This is a genomic window from Micromonospora sp. SCSIO 07396 (genome assembly GCF_053667945.1).
Map to the genome: position 1 here is coordinate 6,422,853 of NZ_CM132210.1, position 14,968 is coordinate 6,437,820.

General features: G+C 74.4%; 14 protein-coding genes. 7 read left to right on the forward strand and 7 right to left on the reverse strand.

The window, feature by feature from the left end; all coding sequences use genetic code 11:
• Positions 1-174: 174 nt before the first annotated feature.
• Positions 175-978, forward strand: a complete 804-nt coding sequence (locus tag ACWCHM_RS28355; RefSeq protein WP_204958395.1) for a helix-turn-helix domain-containing protein — start codon at positions 175-177, stop codon at positions 976-978.
• A complete protein-coding gene (locus ACWCHM_RS28360; protein WP_204958394.1) occupies positions 969-1,163 on the forward strand; it encodes a DUF397 domain-containing protein in 195 nt (64 codons plus the stop codon). Before ACWCHM_RS28355 ends, ACWCHM_RS28360 begins: the two co-directional genes overlap by 10 nt.
• A 142-nt stretch (positions 1,164-1,305) precedes the next feature.
• On the opposite strand, the gene ACWCHM_RS28365 is transcribed toward ACWCHM_RS28360, so the two are convergent.
• Positions 1,306-2,040 carry a class I SAM-dependent methyltransferase gene (locus tag ACWCHM_RS28365; RefSeq protein ID WP_454220501.1) on the reverse strand — a complete coding sequence of 245 codons (735 nt, stop codon included), beginning with the start codon at positions 2,038-2,040 and terminating at the stop codon, positions 1,306-1,308.
• Between the two features lie 351 nt (positions 2,041-2,391).
• Here ACWCHM_RS28365 and ACWCHM_RS28370 point away from each other — a divergent pair, with 351 nt between their 5' ends.
• From ACWCHM_RS28370 to ACWCHM_RS28385, 4 genes are all read left to right on the forward strand, one after another.
• Positions 2,392-4,197, forward strand: coding sequence for a proline--tRNA ligase (locus ACWCHM_RS28370; RefSeq protein ID WP_454220503.1), 1,806 nt, complete (start codon positions 2,392-2,394; stop codon positions 4,195-4,197).
• A gap of 58 nt (positions 4,198-4,255) precedes the next feature.
• Positions 4,256-4,675 carry a CBS domain-containing protein gene (locus ACWCHM_RS28375; protein WP_204958392.1) on the forward strand — a complete coding sequence of 140 codons (420 nt, stop codon included), beginning with the start codon at positions 4,256-4,258 and terminating at the stop codon, positions 4,673-4,675.
• Positions 4,676-4,849: 174 nt separating this feature from the next.
• On the forward strand, positions 4,850-5,275 hold the full coding sequence (locus ACWCHM_RS28380; protein ID WP_088647203.1) for a SufE family protein: 426 nt from the start codon (positions 4,850-4,852) through the stop codon (positions 5,273-5,275).
• Positions 5,276-5,295: 20 nt separating this feature from the next.
• A complete protein-coding gene (locus tag ACWCHM_RS28385; RefSeq protein WP_204958390.1) occupies positions 5,296-5,928 on the forward strand; it encodes a DsbA family oxidoreductase in 633 nt (210 codons plus the stop codon).
• 71 nt (positions 5,929-5,999) lie between these two features.
• Here the strand turns inward: ACWCHM_RS28385 and ACWCHM_RS28390 are convergent, their stop codons facing one another.
• The 5 genes from ACWCHM_RS28390 to ACWCHM_RS28410 form a co-directional block, all read right to left on the reverse strand.
• Positions 6,000-6,548 carry a YbaK/EbsC family protein gene (locus tag ACWCHM_RS28390; protein WP_204958389.1) on the reverse strand — a complete coding sequence of 183 codons (549 nt, stop codon included), beginning with the start codon at positions 6,546-6,548 and terminating at the stop codon, positions 6,000-6,002.
• Between the two features lie 86 nt (positions 6,549-6,634).
• A complete protein-coding gene (locus ACWCHM_RS28395; protein ID WP_204958388.1) occupies positions 6,635-6,829 on the reverse strand; it encodes a hypothetical protein in 195 nt (64 codons plus the stop codon).
• 70 nt (positions 6,830-6,899) lie between these two features.
• On the reverse strand, positions 6,900-7,544 hold the full coding sequence (locus tag ACWCHM_RS28400; protein WP_204958387.1) for a GAP family protein: 645 nt from the start codon (positions 7,542-7,544) through the stop codon (positions 6,900-6,902).
• 51 nt (positions 7,545-7,595) lie between these two features.
• Positions 7,596-8,966: an MFS transporter gene (locus ACWCHM_RS28405; RefSeq protein WP_454220506.1), complete on the reverse strand. Its 1,371-nt coding sequence runs from the start codon at positions 8,964-8,966 to the stop codon at positions 7,596-7,598.
• A gap of 83 nt (positions 8,967-9,049) precedes the next feature.
• The gene (locus tag ACWCHM_RS28410) at positions 9,050-9,310 is read right to left on the reverse strand and encodes a hypothetical protein (protein ID WP_204958386.1); all 261 of its coding nucleotides are present in this window, start codon (positions 9,308-9,310) and stop codon (positions 9,050-9,052) included.
• A 198-nt stretch (positions 9,311-9,508) separates the two neighbouring features.
• Here ACWCHM_RS28410 and ACWCHM_RS28415 point away from each other — a divergent pair, with 198 nt between their 5' ends.
• On the forward strand, positions 9,509-13,945 hold the full coding sequence (locus ACWCHM_RS28415; RefSeq protein WP_454220508.1) for an HAD-IC family P-type ATPase: 4,437 nt from the start codon (positions 9,509-9,511) through the stop codon (positions 13,943-13,945).
• A gap of 14 nt (positions 13,946-13,959) precedes the next feature.
• On the opposite strand, the gene ACWCHM_RS28420 is transcribed toward ACWCHM_RS28415, so the two are convergent.
• Positions 13,960-14,928 carry an L-threonylcarbamoyladenylate synthase gene (locus ACWCHM_RS28420; protein ID WP_421490490.1) on the reverse strand — a complete coding sequence of 323 codons (969 nt, stop codon included), beginning with the start codon at positions 14,926-14,928 and terminating at the stop codon, positions 13,960-13,962.
• Between the last annotated feature and the right edge of the window lie 40 nt (positions 14,929-14,968).

The following is a 14,968-nucleotide window of genomic DNA, read 5'->3' on the forward strand; positions in this document are numbered from 1 at the left end:
CCCTGCACGGGGAGGGTCACCAGCGGGCCGGAGGGAAGGCGACCCGCTGGTGACATTCTGGTGATGACACCACTACTGTCGGAAGGCATCGACGCCGGCCGGGGCGAGGCCGGGTCGACGGAGAGGGCCGCCCGGTCGGACCGGGGAGGCGGCCGGGACAACCGTGGAGGACGTGTGGAAAGTGAACCGACCGCCGACCTGATCCGGGCACAACTGCGCAGACTGCGGCTGCATGCGGAGCTGAGTCAGGAGGAGTTCGGCAAGCTGGTCCACTTCTCCGGCTCGCAGATCTCCGCCATCGAGCTGGGCCAACGCCCGTTCGACAGGCTGTTCCTCAGGCGGGCGGACGAGGTCCTGACGACCGGTGGGCTGCTCACCTCACTGCTCAGGCTGGCCGAGCGCTACTCGCAACCGAACTGGTTCCGGCCCTGGCTGGAGGCCGAACGCCAGGCACAGCAGCTCTGGTGTTACCACCCGACGCTCGTCCCGGGTCTGTTGCAGACGGAGAACTACGCCCGTGCGGTGATCCGGGCCGACGACATGCTCAGCGACGACGAGGTGGAGCGGCGGCTCGCCGTCCGGATGGACCGGCAGAGCGTGCTCAGTCGTCAGCAGCCGCCGAAGCTGATCGCGGTGGTGGAGGAGGCGGTGCTCCGGCGCGCGGACGAGGGCTTCCGGGGCCTGATGGTGCAGCAGATCGCCCATCTGTTGGAGTGCGTCGACCAGCCGAACGTCAGTATCCACGTGATACCCGCCGAGGTCAGCACCCATGTGGGTCTCGCCGGCCCGTTCACGCTGGCACTCGGCAACGACAGCGGTTGGGTAGGCCATCTGGAGAATCAGCTCAGTGGCACCACGATCGACAAGGACGGGGAGCTGACTATCCTGATTGCACGGTGGGAGAGCGTCCGCAGCGAGGCCCTGCCCCACAACCAGTCGGCACTGCTGATGAAGGAAGTGATGACGTCATGGAGCTGACCGGTGCCACCTGGCGCAAGTCCACCCGCAGCGGCAACGGCGAGTGCGTCGAGGTCGCCGACGGTCTGCCCGGCGTCGTCGGGGTGCGCGACAGCAAGGACCCGACCGGGCCCGTCCTCACCTTCGACCGCCGGGCCTGGCGCTCGTTCGTCGCCGCCACCGGCAAGGGTGTCGGCACCCACTGACCCGTCCCGGCCCGCCGAGGCCGGCCGGCTACGTCGGAGGCCGGCGGTCGCGTCGGAGGCCGGCGGTCGCGTCGGAGGCCGGCGGTCGCGTCGGAGGCCGGCGGTCGCGTCGGAGGCCGGCGGTCGCGTCGGAGGCCGGCGGCTAGGCCAGGCGGTAGACGGAGACGTGGGAGCGGGATTCGGCGGTGAACTCGCCGCCGGTCCAGTCCGCGTGCCGGCTCTCCAGGGTGAAACCGGCGAGCTGCCCCATCAGGTCCAGCTCGGCGGGCCAGACGTAGCGGTGCGGGGTCCGGAACAACTCCGCCTGCCGGCCGTCGTCGAACCGGAAGTGGTGCGACACCAGGTGCTGGTTCAGCACGTCGTAGGTGTCCAGGCCGACGTAGCCGGGCTCGGCGTGCCACACCACGGCCTGCTGCCCGGGTGGGAGTTTGCGCAGCTCAGGCACCCACAGTTCGACAACGAACCGGCCACCGGGGGCGAGGTGCTGGGCGGCGTTGCGGAAGCACGCCACCTGTTCGGCCTGGGTGAGCAGGTTGGCGATCGTGTTGAAGACCAGGTAGACGAGGGAGAACTCGCCGGGGGCGACGGCGGTCGCCATGTCACCGGCGACCACCGGGACGGTGTCCGCGTCCACCTTGGTGCGGAGTTGGGCGATCATCGGCGCCGACAGCTCGATCCCGGTCACCGGCACCCCCCGGGCGGCGAGCGGAACGGCGACCCGACCGGTGCCGATGGCGAACTCCAGTGCCGCCCCGTCACCGGCGAGCGCGGCCAACCGGTCCACCGTCGGCCCCAGCACGTCGGGTGCGAACATCCCCTCGCCAGGCGTGTCGTAGTGCCGAGCAGCCTCGGCGTCCCAGATCTCGTCCTGCCGCATGCCCCGATGCTCACCGCCCCGGAAACCCATGTCCATCGAATTACCCCCACGCCACCCCGCCGCCCCTCGCCCTCTCACCCCGCCCCCTCGCCCCCTCGCTCTCTCGCTCTCTCGCCCTCTCGCTCTCTCGCTCTCTCGCCCCCTCGCCCCCTCGCCCCGGTGATCAAGAGGTTTGCGTCAACTGATCAAGAGCTTTGCGTCAACCTGAAGATCAAAGCTGACGCAAACCTCTTGATCACCGCGAAACGGCGGGGGCGGGGGGCGGGGGCGAGGGGCGGGGGCGGGGGCGCGCAGGGTGGGAGGGGGTGAAAGGGAATGCTGGGGTGGGGGGTGCGGTCTTACGCTGCGTCGATGTTGCTTCGTACGTCGACCATGCTGCTGCGGACCCTGCGCGAGGACCCGGCGGACGCGGAGGTGCCGAGCCACCGGCTCCTGCTGCGCGCCGGTTACATCCGTCGCGTCGCCCCGGGCGGATACGCCTGGCTGCCGCTGGGCAAACTGGTGCTGGACCGGGTCACCGAGATCGTCAGGTCGGAACTGGCCGCGATCGGCGACCAGGAGGTGCACTTCCCGGCGCTGCTGCCGGCGGAGCCATACCGCATCAGCGGCCGGTGGGCGGAGTACGGCGACGACATCTTCACCCTCGCCGACCGGCGCGGAGCCGAGCACCTGCTCGCCCCGACCCACGAGGAACTGGCGACGCTGCTGGTCAAGGACCTGGTCTCGTCGTACCGGGACTTCCCGGTGACGGTGTTCCAGATCCAGACGAAGTTCCGCGACGAGGCCCGTCCCCGGGCCGGGCTGCTGCGCGGGCGGGAGTTCCTGATGAAGGATGCCTACTCGTTCGACCTGGACGACGACGGCCTGCGCGCGTCGTACGCCCGGCACCGGGCGGCGTACCGGCGGGTCTTCGACCGGTTGGGGCTGGCGTACACGGTGGTGCGGGCGGTCTCCGGGACGATGGGCGGCTCGGCCTCGGAGGAGTTCCTGGCCGGCACCCCGGTCGGTGAGGACACCTACGTCGGCTGCACGGCCTGCGACTACGCGGCGAACACCGAGGCGGTGACCACCCCCGCCCCGGCCGTCGGTGACCCCGGGGCACAGCCAGCGACCGAGGTGCACGACACCCCGCACACCCCGACCATCGCCGCGCTGGTGGATCTCGCCAACGAGCGGAAACTCGCCGGGCGGCACGACTGGACCGCCGCCGACACCCTGAAGAACGTGGTGCTGACCGTACGCCGGCCCGGCGCGGACACCCCCGAGGTGCTGGTGATCGGGCTGCCCGGCGACCGGGAGGTGGACCTCAAGCGGGTCGCGGCGGCCCTGCACCCGGCCGACGTGGCGGTCTTCGACGGCTGGGCCGCCCACCCCGGGCTGGTCCGGGGCTACCTCGGGCCGCAGGTGCTGGCCGGGCTCGGCCTGCGCTACCTGGTCGACCCCCGGGTGGTCACCGGCTCCGCCTGGCTGACCGGCGCCAACGAGCCGGGCCGGCACGCCACCCACGTGGTGTGCGGCCGGGACTTCGTCCCCGACGGCACCATCGAGGCCGCCGAGGTCCGCCCCGGTGACCCCTGCCCGGCCTGCGCCGCCAGCGCCACCGCCAGCGGCACCGCCGCCGGGACGGACGGTGTCGGCGGTGAGCTGACGATCCGTCGCGGGATCGAGATCGGGCACATATTCCAGCTCGGTCGCCGGTTCACCGACGCGTTCACCCTCGACGTGTCGGGCCCGGCAGGCAGACCGGTCCGGCCCACCATGGGCTGCTACGGCATCGGGGTGTCCCGGGCGGTCGCGGCGATCGCCGAACAGCACCACGACGAGCGGGGGCTGGTCTGGCCGCCGGCGGTCGCGCCGTGTGACGTACACCTGGTGGTGGCCGGTAAGGGGGCGCAGCTCGACGCGGCGCTCGACCTCGGCGGCCGGCTGTCGGCGGCTGGCTTGCGGGTGCTCGTCGACGACCGGGCCACCGTCTCGGCCGGGGTGAAGTTCACCGATGCCGAGCTGATCGGCATCCCGTGCGTCGTCGTGGTCGGCCGCCGACTCGTTGACGGGTACGTCGAGGTGCGCGACCGGGCGACCGGCGGACGCGACGAGGTGCCGTGGGACGGCCTGGCCGACCAACTGCTGAGTCGGGTTCGCGGCAACGGGGTGTAGCGGACGCGCCACGGGGTACCAAAGTCGGATCGACTACGGGTGTTGTGCGGAGGCTCTCATGTACCGGGTCAGTGACGTGATGACCAAGCAGGTGGTCTATCTGTCGGCGGAGACCACTCTGGACGAGGCGGCCAGGGTGATGAAGGAGGCCGACATCGGGGATGTGGTGGTCACCGACGGTTCCACGCTGGCGGGTCTGCTGACCGACCGGGACATTGTGGTCCGGGCCGTGGCCGAGTGCAGCGACCCGGCCAGCACCTCGATCGGCTCGATCATCACCCGGGAGGTGGTGATGATCGAGCAGCACGCCACGGCCGGCGAGGCGGTGGCGTTGATGCGCGAGCGGAACATCCGGCGCATCCTGGTCTGCGACAACGAACGCAAGCTCGTCGGCATCGTCTCCCTGGGTGACCTGGCGATGCAGCTCGACCCCAGCTCGGCGCTTGCCGACATCAGCGAGGGCGCCCCGAACAACTGAGCCCGAACGAACTGAGCCGGACACGACGGCCGGTTACCGGGCGGGTGGCAACGACGGCCGGTGCGCACGGGTGACGTGGCCGGGGGCAGGTGGACCCACCCCCGGCCGGGCCGGGTGCCCGGGGCGGGCCGACCGTCGGGCGGGGACGGCAGGGGACGGCGGTAGCCTGGCGGAATGCCCGAGATGCCGACGAAGCTGGCCGAGATCGTCGAGGAGTTCGCCGACGCGCCCCGCGACGTGGTGCTGGAGATGCTGCTGGAGTACGCCGACGTGGTCCCGCCGCTGCCGGCCGGGGTGGACCGCGACGACCTGGAGCAGGTCCCCGAGTGCCAGACGGCGTTCTTCCTGCGCGCCGAGGTCGCCCCGGACGGCACGGTGACCACCGTGTTCGACTGCCCGCCGGAGGCGCCCACCACCCGGGCCTTCGCCGGCATCCTCGCCGAGGGGCTGGCCGGGGCGAGCGCCGCGCAGGTGCTGGACGTGCCGGACGACCTCTACCAGCGGATGGGCCTGGCCCAGGCGATCAGCCCGCTGCGGGTACGCGGCGGCACCGCGATCCTGGCCCGACTCAAGCGGCAGGTACGGGAACAAGCAGGCTGAGCTGGGGGTTGTCTCCGGTCATGGAGATCGAGATCTACGCCGACGTGGTCTGCCCCTGGTGCTACATCGGCAAGCGCCGCCTCGAACAGGCCCTCGCGTCGTACGACGGCGAGGTGACCGTCAGGTACCGGCCGTTCCAGCTCGACCCGTCGCCGGTGACCACGTCCCGACCGCTGCTCGACGCGCTGGCCGCGAAGTTCGGTGGCCGGGAGCGGGCCGAGTCGATGGCCGGCCAGGTGACCCAGGTGGCCGCCGGGGTGGGGCTGACGTTGAACTTCGACCGGGCGGTGAGCGCCAACACCTTCGACGCGCACCGGCTGGTCCGGTTCGCCGACGAGCACGGTCGGGCGGGTGAGCTGGTCGAGGCGCTCTACCGGGCGCACTTCACCGACGGGGTCGACGTCGGCTCGCCGGAGGCGTTGGTGGCCCTGGCCGTCTCGGTCGGGCTGGACGAGGGCGAGGCGCGCGAGTACCTGGCCTCGAACGCGGGTCGTCGTGAGGTGGCCGCCGACCTGACCACCGCCCACCAGCTCGGGGTGTCCAGCGTGCCGACCTTCGTCCTGGCCGGCAAGTACGGCGTCACCGGTGCGCAGGAGCCCGAGACGCTGCTCGCCGCCCTGACCGAGGTCGCCCAGCGGGAGTCGGCCGCCTGACGCCCCGCGCGCCGGGGCGACATCGACAGGCACGATGTTTCACGTGCAACAACATCGATGAATGCGAATGACTATGCGGGCCGGGCCAGGCCCTCCACCACCCGCGCCCCGGGCAGCGCGCCGAGCGCCGGCCCCGGCAGGGCGATCTTGCTGTGCCGTACGCCGGAACCGATGATCACATGCGGGGTGGCGATCACCCGGGCGTCGACCAGGATCGGCCAGGACTCGGGCAGCCCGATCGGGGTGATCCCGCCGTACTCCATCCCGGTCGACTCGACCGCCTCGGCCATCGGGGCAAAGCTGGCCTTGCGGACGTCCAGCGTCCGGCGGACCACCCCGTTGACGTCGGCCCGGGTGGTGGCGAGCACCACGCAGGCGGCGTACCGGATCTCGCCCTCCCGCTTGCCTGCGATCACCACGCAGTTCGCCGACACGTCCAGCCCCACCTCGTACGCCGCACAGAAGGCGGCCGTGTCGGCCAGCGTGGCGTCGATCGGGGCGACCAGGACGGCGTCCACGTCGACGGGGGCCTGTGCCGGCCACGCCGTCAGCGCGGCGGCCACCGGTGCCGCCAACAGGTCGGGGCGGGTCCGGGCGGGCTCGGTCTGCAAGGTTCCCATCACGGCAGCGATCCTCGCACCCCTGGCGACCGGCCGCCCGACGGGCCACCCCGCAGGTCAGCGCGGAAGCGCCACGGGCCGGCAGGTCAGTTGCCGCCGAGGAAGCTGTTCTCCCGCAGGAACGCCCGGTCGTCGGCCGACGCCGACTGCGCACCCCGCAGCACCTGGGGCCGACGGGCCTCCAGATCCTCCATGCCGTGCCGCACGGCGAGACGGATCACCCCGTAGAGGAAGACCAGACCGAAGATGTAGAGCAGCACCGTGACGACGAAGACCACCATGGGGTCACGGTAGGCAGGACCGGAACCCGTAGCCGGCTCATCTTCGGCCGGTCCCCCGTACGTGTCGACCTCACTTCAGCAGGTCCACGACGGTCAGCACGAGGAAGAACCCCACCACCGCCTCGCTGATGATCCACGAGTGCCGGTCCGCCCAGTCGCGCATCCGGGGCAGCACCCGGTCCGCCCGCTTCCCGAGCAGCAGCAACGCCAGCAGGGGCAGCGCGAGCAACAACAGGGTCAGCAGCACGAACGGCACCAGGTGCCACCACGGCAGCCCGTGCCGGGCGGCGGTCGCCCCGACCGTCACCATGGTCAGGTCGTCGGAGGGCATCACCACGAACAGCAGCAGGCCCAGGCGGAACGCGTACCCGAAGCCGGCGTGCTGGAGGCGGCCCATCCACGCCGGCTCCCCGGCCGAGTGCCGGCGCAGGAACACCACCACCGCCAGCACCACCAGCAGCGCCAGCACCACCCAGTCGATGACCGTCTCGACCGGCTTGCGGCCACCCCCGCCGCCCCCGCCGGCCGCACCCCTGACCAGGCGGAAGACCAGCCAGGCGAGGGTCGTACCGGCGGACACCACGAGCGCCGCGCCAGCCAGGAAGCCCAGCGACGCCCGGCGGGGCCGGTCACCGGAGGCGAGGAAGACCGCCGCCACCAGCTGCGTACCGGCCACCATCACCACGGCCATCGGCAGGATCGTCAGGACGTTCATCGCCCACCATCCTCGCCGCCGGGCCGGCCCGTCCGACGGGATTCCCCGGGATCAGGCGGGACCTCCCCGGGCCGGCACCACCCGCCCGGCGAGCAGCGCGCCGAGCAGCGCACACGCCACCGCCACGGCGAGCGTCCCCGCGTACCCGGCCGGGCCGGGCGTCGTCCCGGCGGCGAGCACCGTGCCGGTCAGCGCCAGCACGGTGGCGGTGAACAACGAGTCGGCCAGTTGCAGCGAGGAACTGTTGCGGCCCTGCTCGTCGGGGGCCGACAGAGCCAGCGTCAACACCGACAGCGACGGGAACGTCAACCCCATCCCCAGCCCGGCCACCGCCCAACCGGCCACCGCGACCGCCACCGGCACCGCCGGCCAGACGGCGAGGGCGACGGTGGCCGTGCCCGCCGCCACGCAGGCCAGCCCGAGCCGGGGCAGGGTCGCCGAGGACCGGGGCGGCGGCAGCCGACTCTGCGCCCAGGAACCCACCGACCAGGACAGCGCGCCGACGGTCAGCACCAGCCCGGCGGCGGTCGGCGAGAAGCCGCGTTCCCGGGACAGCATCAGCGGGATGACCACCTCCGCGCCCGCGAACGCCGCCGCCGCCAACCCGCGCAGCCCCACCACGGTGGGCAGGCCCCGGGCCGCCCGCAGGAACCCCGCCGGCAGCAGCCGGGGCGCACAGACCCCCAGGCCGGCCAGGGCCACCGCCACCAGGGTCACCGCGAGCACGCCGCGCTGCTGCCCCCCGTGGTGCAGCAGTGCGGCGCTCACCGCCGCCCCGGCCGCCCACCCGATCCGGGCCGCCGCGCCCGCCGGTGGCCCGGCCGGCGACGGGCGGTGCAGCGTCCGCAGGCCCGACTCGACCAGCAGCACCGCCGGCAGCGCCACCACCGGCACCGCGAGGAACACCCACCGCCAGCCCAGGTACTCCACGATCAGCCCGGCCACCGCCGGCCCGACCAGCGCCGGTATGACCCACGCCGCCGCGAACGCGGCGAACACCCGACGCCGCAACTCCTCCGGGTACGCCTGCCCGACCATCACGTACAACGCGACGGAGAGCAGGCCGGAGCCGAAGCCCTGCACCGCCCGGCCGACCACCAGGGTGCCCATCGCGTCGGCGCTCCCGGCGACGAACAGGCCGGCGACGAACAGGCCGACCCCGGCCCACATCGGCCCCCGCGGCCCCCGGGCGTCGCACCAGATACCGGAGAGCACCATGGCCAGCACACCGGCGGCGAACGAGCCACCGAAGGCGAGCGCGTACAGCCCCAGCCCGTCCAGCGCGCGGGCCACCGTGGGCATGGCGGTGCCCACCGCCAACGCCTCGAAGGCGAGCAGCGACACCAAGGCGACAATGCCCACCGTCATCGCCCGCAGGCGCGGGTCGTACAGGCGGGTGGCCGGGGTGAGGGTGGCGGTCACCGGACGACGCCGGGCGGTACGTCGGACATGCGCCCAGCCTGCGACCTGCACCCCGGTTCAGGTCAAGGGTGAGCCCGGTCTCGTCAGGCCGACTCCAGCGCCTCGCCGAGCCCCTTGGCCAGCCCCGACAGGTGCTGGTCGGCGAGTAGGTGGCCGGCGGTGACCACCAGGGCCAGCGGCCACTCGATGACCTGGAGGGCGGCGAGCAACCCCACCCCGGCGTAGTAGGCGAGCTTGTCCGGTGGCGGCACCGCCACCTCACCGAGCATCGGCACCTCCACCCGCCTGGTGTACGCCCGGACCGTCTCCCGGGCACCGCTGAGGTCTCGCGTGATCGTGCTCATTCCGGCCTCCCTGCCTAGCCGTCGGGTCGTCAGCCGGATTCCACGGGCAACGCCGTCCATGCCCCGCCCCCGACGGAAACTTCCCCCGCCCGGGGGGCATAACGGACGCCCGGCCGGGAAGCCAGGCCGCCTGACGAACGCGGGAGGCGAGATGGCGTACGGCGGCAGTGGGCGGGACCGATCCGGCCGTACCCCTCGATGACCACGCTGGGCCGGGTAGTCGGCCGGGTGCTCCCGTCGGTGCCGGTGCCACCGCTGCTCGGCGAGGCGTCCCGTACCGTCGGTTCGGCCGCCGGCCGGCTGGCCCGGGTCGCCGGGTTGGCCCGCCGTCAGGTCTGGTCCCGCGACGGCCGGCACCACATCGAGGTGCACGGCGTCTGCCAGGACGGCGGCGACCGGCTGGCCCGTCAGGTCGAGGCGGCGTTGGAGCGGATGCCCGGGGTGGCCTGGGCACGGGTGAACGCCCCGTCCGGCCGGGTGGTGGTGGCCGTCGGGGAACCGAAGCCGAAACTGCGCGACCTGATCGACACGGTGACCCGGGTCGAACGGATCTGCCCGCACGAGCCGGACCCGGAGATCCCGCCCCCGCACCCGCCGGAGGACGGGCCGCGTACCCCCCGCACGCTGGGCGCGCTCGCCTCCGACGCGCTGGGCCTGACCATCTCCGCCGCCACCCGCATCCTGCCGTTCACCCCGGTGCCGGGTGAGGTGGCCGGCCTGCTCAGCGCCGTCGACCTGCACCCCCGGCTGCACGACCTCGCCGGCCGGGGCTGGCGGGCGGACCGGCGCACCGAGGTGCTGTTTCCGCTCGCCGAGGCGGTCGTGCAGGGCCTCACCGGCGGCTGGGCGGGCATCGTCCTCGACGGCGCGCAACGGATCGTGCAGTGGGGTGAGGCGCGCGCCCAGCTCACCGCATGGACCCGCGCCGAGCCGGGGCTGACCGGTGACCCGGAACGCGCCGTCGCCCGCTCACCAGGCCCCGGGCGGCCCTGCCCCCGGCCCGACGGCCCCGTCGAACGGTACGTCTCGACGATGCTCGCCACCGGGGCAGCCGCCGGGGCAGCCGCGTGGCCGGTAGTCGGCCCGAAACGGGCCGCCGCGCTCGCGCTCGCCGCGCTGCCCAAGGCCCCCGGCAGTGGCCGCGAGGGGTACGCCGCCCAACTCGGTCGGGTGCTGGCCCGCCGCGGCGTGATCGCCATGGACCGCAGTGTGCTGCGCGAACTCGACCGGATCGACACGGTGGTGCTGGACGCGGCCGTACTCGGCTCGGACCGGGGTGTCCTCGCCGACCTGGCCCCGCTGGCCGGCACGGACACCGGGGAGGTTGCCGGCCGGGCGTTCGCCCTCTTCGACCCCGACCGGCCGGACGACGTACGCGAGGCCGACGGCTGGCGACTCGGGCCGCTCGCCCGCCTCGACGCCGCCGACCCGGGTGACACCCCGCAGAGCCGGCGGCTGCGCGCGACGGACGGCCCCCTGCTCGGCCTCGTCCACGACGGCACCCTCGCCGCCGTCGTCCGGGTCGCCCCCGAGCCGGCACCCGGCGTCGACGTGCTGCCCGCCGCCGCCCGGCACGCCGGTCTGCGCCTGGTGGTCGCCGGCCCCGACCCGCAGCGGTACGGCTTCGCCGACGCGGTGCTGCCCGGCGGGGACCGGCTCGCCGGCTCCGTCCGGGCCCTGCAACGCGACGGCGCGGTGGTGATGCTGGTTTCGGGCGACCGGGCGGCGCTGGCGGCGTCCGACTGCGGGCTCGGCACGGCCGGCCCCGACGACCTGCCCCCGTGGGGTGCCCACCTGCTCGTCGGCACCGACCTGCGGATCGTCGCGCTACTCATCGAGGCGGCCGGGGTGGCCCGACGGATGACCGGGCAGAACATCAGGCTCGCCATGGCCGGCACCGGCCTCGGCGCGCTGGGCGCGTTCACCGCCGCCGTGCCGCAGCTGCCCGACCGCAGCCTCTTCGCCGTCAACGGTGCGGCGGCGGTGGCCTTCGCCAACGGGGTGTGGCGGGCCCGCCGGCTGCCCGGCCCGGACGGGTCCCCGGCACCGGCCGCCACCGCCTGGCACCTGATGCCGGTCCCGACCGTGCTGCGTCACCTCGACACCGGCCCGAACGGGTTGACCGACGCCGAGGCGCAACGCCGGCACCGGGTCGACCCGGACCCGTCGGGCGGACCGGTCGGCCTGTTCCGGGCGTTCGTCGACGAGCTGGCCAACCCGCTCACGCCGGTGCTGGCCGCCGGTGCGGTCCTGTCGGCGGCGTTCGGCTCGCTCGTCGACGCGGCCCTGGTCGGCGGGGTGGTCGGCGGGTCGGCGCTGGTCGGGGCGGTGCACCAGCGCAACACCGACCGTGCGCTGGCCGAGCTGCTGTCCCGCTCGGCGGTCACCGCCACGGTGCTGCGGGACGGGGTCGAACGGGTGACCGCCGCCGAGGACCTCGTCCCCGGCGACGTGGTGCTCCTCGGCCCCGGGGACGCGGTGCCGGCGGACTGCCGGGTGCTCACCGCCGACGGTCTGGAGGCCGACGAGTCGTCGTTGACCGGTGAGTCGCTGCCGGTGCCCAAGGGGGCCGCCCCGGTGGTCGCCGCCGCCCTGGCCGACCGTTCCTCCATGGTGTACGAGGGCACCACCGTCGCCACCGGTCGCGGCACCGCCGTGGTGGTCGCCACCGGTTCCGCGACCGAGTCGGGGCGGAGCCTCGCGCTGGCCCGGCAGGCCCCACCGGAGAGCGGGGTGGAGGCCCGGCTCGGCCGGCTCACCCGCTCGGCGGTCCCGCTGGCCGTGGCCTCGGCGGTCGCGGTGGCCGGGGCGGGGCTGCTGCGGGGCGTACCGCTGGGGCAGACGGCGGCGACCGCCGCGAACCTGGCGGTGGCGTCGGTGCCGGAGGGGTTGCCGTTCCTGGTCAGCGCGGCCCAGCTGGCCGCCGCCCGACGGTTGGCCGAGCACGGCGCGCTGGTCCGCAACCCGCGCACCATCGAGGCGCTGGGCCGGGTCGACGTGCTCTGCTTCGACAAGACGGGCACCCTCACCGAGGGTCGGCTGCTGCTCGCCGGGGTCGGCGACGGCGAGCGGTTCGCACCCGTCGACCGGCTCGACGACGGGTTGCGCCGGGTCCTCGCCGCCGGGCTGCGGGCCACCCCCGACGCGGCCGATCCGCAGGAGCTGCCGCAGCACACCGACCGGGCGGTCCGGTACGGCGCGCGGCAGGCGGAGACCACGGAGCAGACCGGCGCGGCCGGCTGGGCTGCGGTGGGTGGGCTGCCGTTCGAGCCGTCCCGGGGCTACCACGCGACAGTCGGGCGCGCCGCCGACGGTCTGCTGCTGAGCGTGAAGGGCGCCCCGGAGACGGTGCTGCCCCGGTGTGGCGCGTGGCGTCGGCCGGACGGCCGGGACGAGCCGCTGGACGACGAACGCCGGGAGCGGCTGCACACCGTGCTCGCCGACCGGGCCGGGGCGGGGCACCGCATCCTCGCCGTGGCGGAGTGCCGGGCCGGTGCCGCGACGGTCACCGACGACGAGGTACGCGGGCTGGTCTTCGTCGGTTTCCTCGCCCTCGCCGACGGGATACGCGACAGCGCCGCCCCGGCGGTCCGCCGGATCAGGCAGGCCGGCGTGCACACCATCATGATCACCGGGGACCATCCGGCCACCGCCGAGGCGATCGCGTCGGCGATCAGCCCGGATGCCGACGGGCAACGGGTGGTCACCGCCACCGACCTGGACCAGTGGGACGACGCGGAGATCGGTGAACGGCTGGGCCGGACCGACGTGGTGGCCCGGTGCACCCCGGCGCACAAGGTACGGATCATCCAGGCGTTGCAGAAGTGCGGGCGGACCGTGGCGATGACCGGGGACGGCGCCAACGACGCCCCGGCGATCCGGCTGGCCGACGTCGGCATCGCCCTCGGCCAGCGGGGCACCCCGGCCGCCCGCGCCGCCGCCGACCTGGTGGTCACCGACGACCGGCTGGAGACCATCATCGCCACCCTGGTCGAGGGACGGGCGATGTGGTCGTCGGTACGCCACGCGCTGAGCATCCTGGTCGGCGGCAACCTCGGCGAGATCGCGTTCAGTGTGCTCAGCGCCGCCGTCACCGGCCGGTCGGCGCTCAACGGCCGGCAACTGCTCCTGGTCAACCTGCTCACCGACCTGGCGCCGGCACTGGCCATCGCGGTCCGGCCCCCGGACGCCGACCACACCGACGGGTTGCTCCGCGAGGGCCCGGACGCGTCCCTCGGCGGCACCATGACCCGGGAGATCGGGTTGCGGGCCGCTGCCACCACCCTCGGGGCGACCGCCGGCTGGACGGTGGCCCGGTGGACCGGCCGGGAACGACGAGCCGGCACGGTGGCCCTGGTCTCGCTGGTCGGCACGCAGCTGGGGCAGACCGTCCTGGCCGGGGGCACCAGCCCGACGGTGCTCGCGTCGACGGCGGCGTCGGTCGGGGTGCTCGCCGCCGTGGTGCAGACGCCCGGGGTGAGCCAGTTCTTCGGCTGCACCCCGCTCGGCCCGGTGGGGTGGACCATCGCCGCCGGGTCGGCGCTCGGCGCGACCTTCGCCAACGGCGCGCTGACCCGGCTGGTGGAGCAGCTGCCGACCCGGGGACGGCCCGCCGACCCGAAGCCGGCGGGCTAGATCTTCGGCGGGGGTCAGGCCGGGGGCGGGGACCAGGTGGCGGCGGCGCGGCCCAACCGGTCGTTGACCGCCCGCCCGACCCCCTCGTCGGGGGCCGGTTCGGCGAGGATCTCGGTCACCCCGGCCGCGTCCAGCCGGTGCAGCGCGTCGAAGAGGCGGGCGGCGGCCTCGGTCACGTCACCGGTGGGCGACAACACCTCCACCGCCGCGTAGCCGGCCGGCGGGGCCGCCCGGAAGGCCAGGTAGCCCCGCCGGACGCCGCCGTTCGCCGCCGGCACCGCACCCGCCACCACCCGCAACGGGGTACGCGGCGCGTAGTGCGCGGCCAGCGTGCCGGGGGCCACCGGCTGCCCGGAGCTGCCCGACCGGACCGTCACCGGGCCGACTGCCGCGACGAGGTCCTCCACGGCGAGCGCACCGAGGCGCAGCACCACCGGCTGCGGGCCACGCGCGTCCACGATCGTCGACTCGATCCCGCACCGGGTCGGACCGCCGTCGAGCACCACGTCGACGGCCGCGCCGAGCCCGCGTACGACGTGCTCGGCCCGGGTGGGGCTGAGCTGCCCGAACCGGTTGGCGCTCGGGGCGGCCACCGGCACCCCGGCAGCCCTGATCAACGCACGGGCGGACGCCTCGTCGGGCACCCGCACGGCCATCGTGTCGAGGCCGGACGTGACGATCGGCGGGATCACGGCCGGCCGGTCCACGATCAGGGTGAGCGGCCCCGGCCAGAACCGCTCGGCCAGCGCCGCGACGGTCGGGGGCAGCCCACCGACGAGGGCCGGCAGGTCGGCGGCGTCGGCCAGGTGGGTGATCAGCGGATCGAAGCTGGGCCGCGCCTTCGCCTCGAAGATCCGCGCCGCGGCCCGGGCGTCCAACGCGTTCGCGCCGAGCCCGTAGACCGTCTCGGTCGGGAAGGCCACCAGCCCGCCGGCCCGCAGCACGTCGGCGGCCTCGGCGATGCCGTCGTGTTCGGCGGGCAGGACGCGGGGGAAGCCAGTGGTCACCCCCCGACGCTAGCCT

Coding starts and splice junctions, on each gene's coding strand:
- ACWCHM_RS28360 (WP_204958394.1), top strand. CDS start 969: ATGGAGCTGACCGGTGCCACCTGGCGCAAGTCCACCCGCAGCGGCAAC.
- ACWCHM_RS28370 (WP_454220503.1), top strand. CDS start 2,392: ATGTTGCTTCGTACGTCGACCATGCTGCTGCGGACCCTGCGCGAGGAC.
- ACWCHM_RS28415 (WP_454220508.1), top strand. CDS start 9,509: ATGACCACGCTGGGCCGGGTAGTCGGCCGGGTGCTCCCGTCGGTGCCG.
- ACWCHM_RS28365 (WP_454220501.1), bottom strand. CDS start 2,040: ATGCGGCAGGACGAGATCTGGGACGCCGAGGCTGCTCGGCACTACGAC.
- ACWCHM_RS28385 (WP_204958390.1), top strand. CDS start 5,296: ATGGAGATCGAGATCTACGCCGACGTGGTCTGCCCCTGGTGCTACATC.
- ACWCHM_RS28395 (WP_204958388.1), bottom strand. CDS start 6,829: ATGGTGGTCTTCGTCGTCACGGTGCTGCTCTACATCTTCGGTCTGGTC.
- ACWCHM_RS28390 (WP_204958389.1), bottom strand. CDS start 6,548: ATGGGAACCTTGCAGACCGAGCCCGCCCGGACCCGCCCCGACCTGTTG.
- ACWCHM_RS28380 (WP_088647203.1), top strand. CDS start 4,850: ATGCCCGAGATGCCGACGAAGCTGGCCGAGATCGTCGAGGAGTTCGCC.
- ACWCHM_RS28400 (WP_204958387.1), bottom strand. CDS start 7,544: ATGAACGTCCTGACGATCCTGCCGATGGCCGTGGTGATGGTGGCCGGT.
- ACWCHM_RS28410 (WP_204958386.1), bottom strand. CDS start 9,310: ATGAGCACGATCACGCGAGACCTCAGCGGTGCCCGGGAGACGGTCCGG.
- ACWCHM_RS28375 (WP_204958392.1), top strand. CDS start 4,256: ATGTACCGGGTCAGTGACGTGATGACCAAGCAGGTGGTCTATCTGTCG.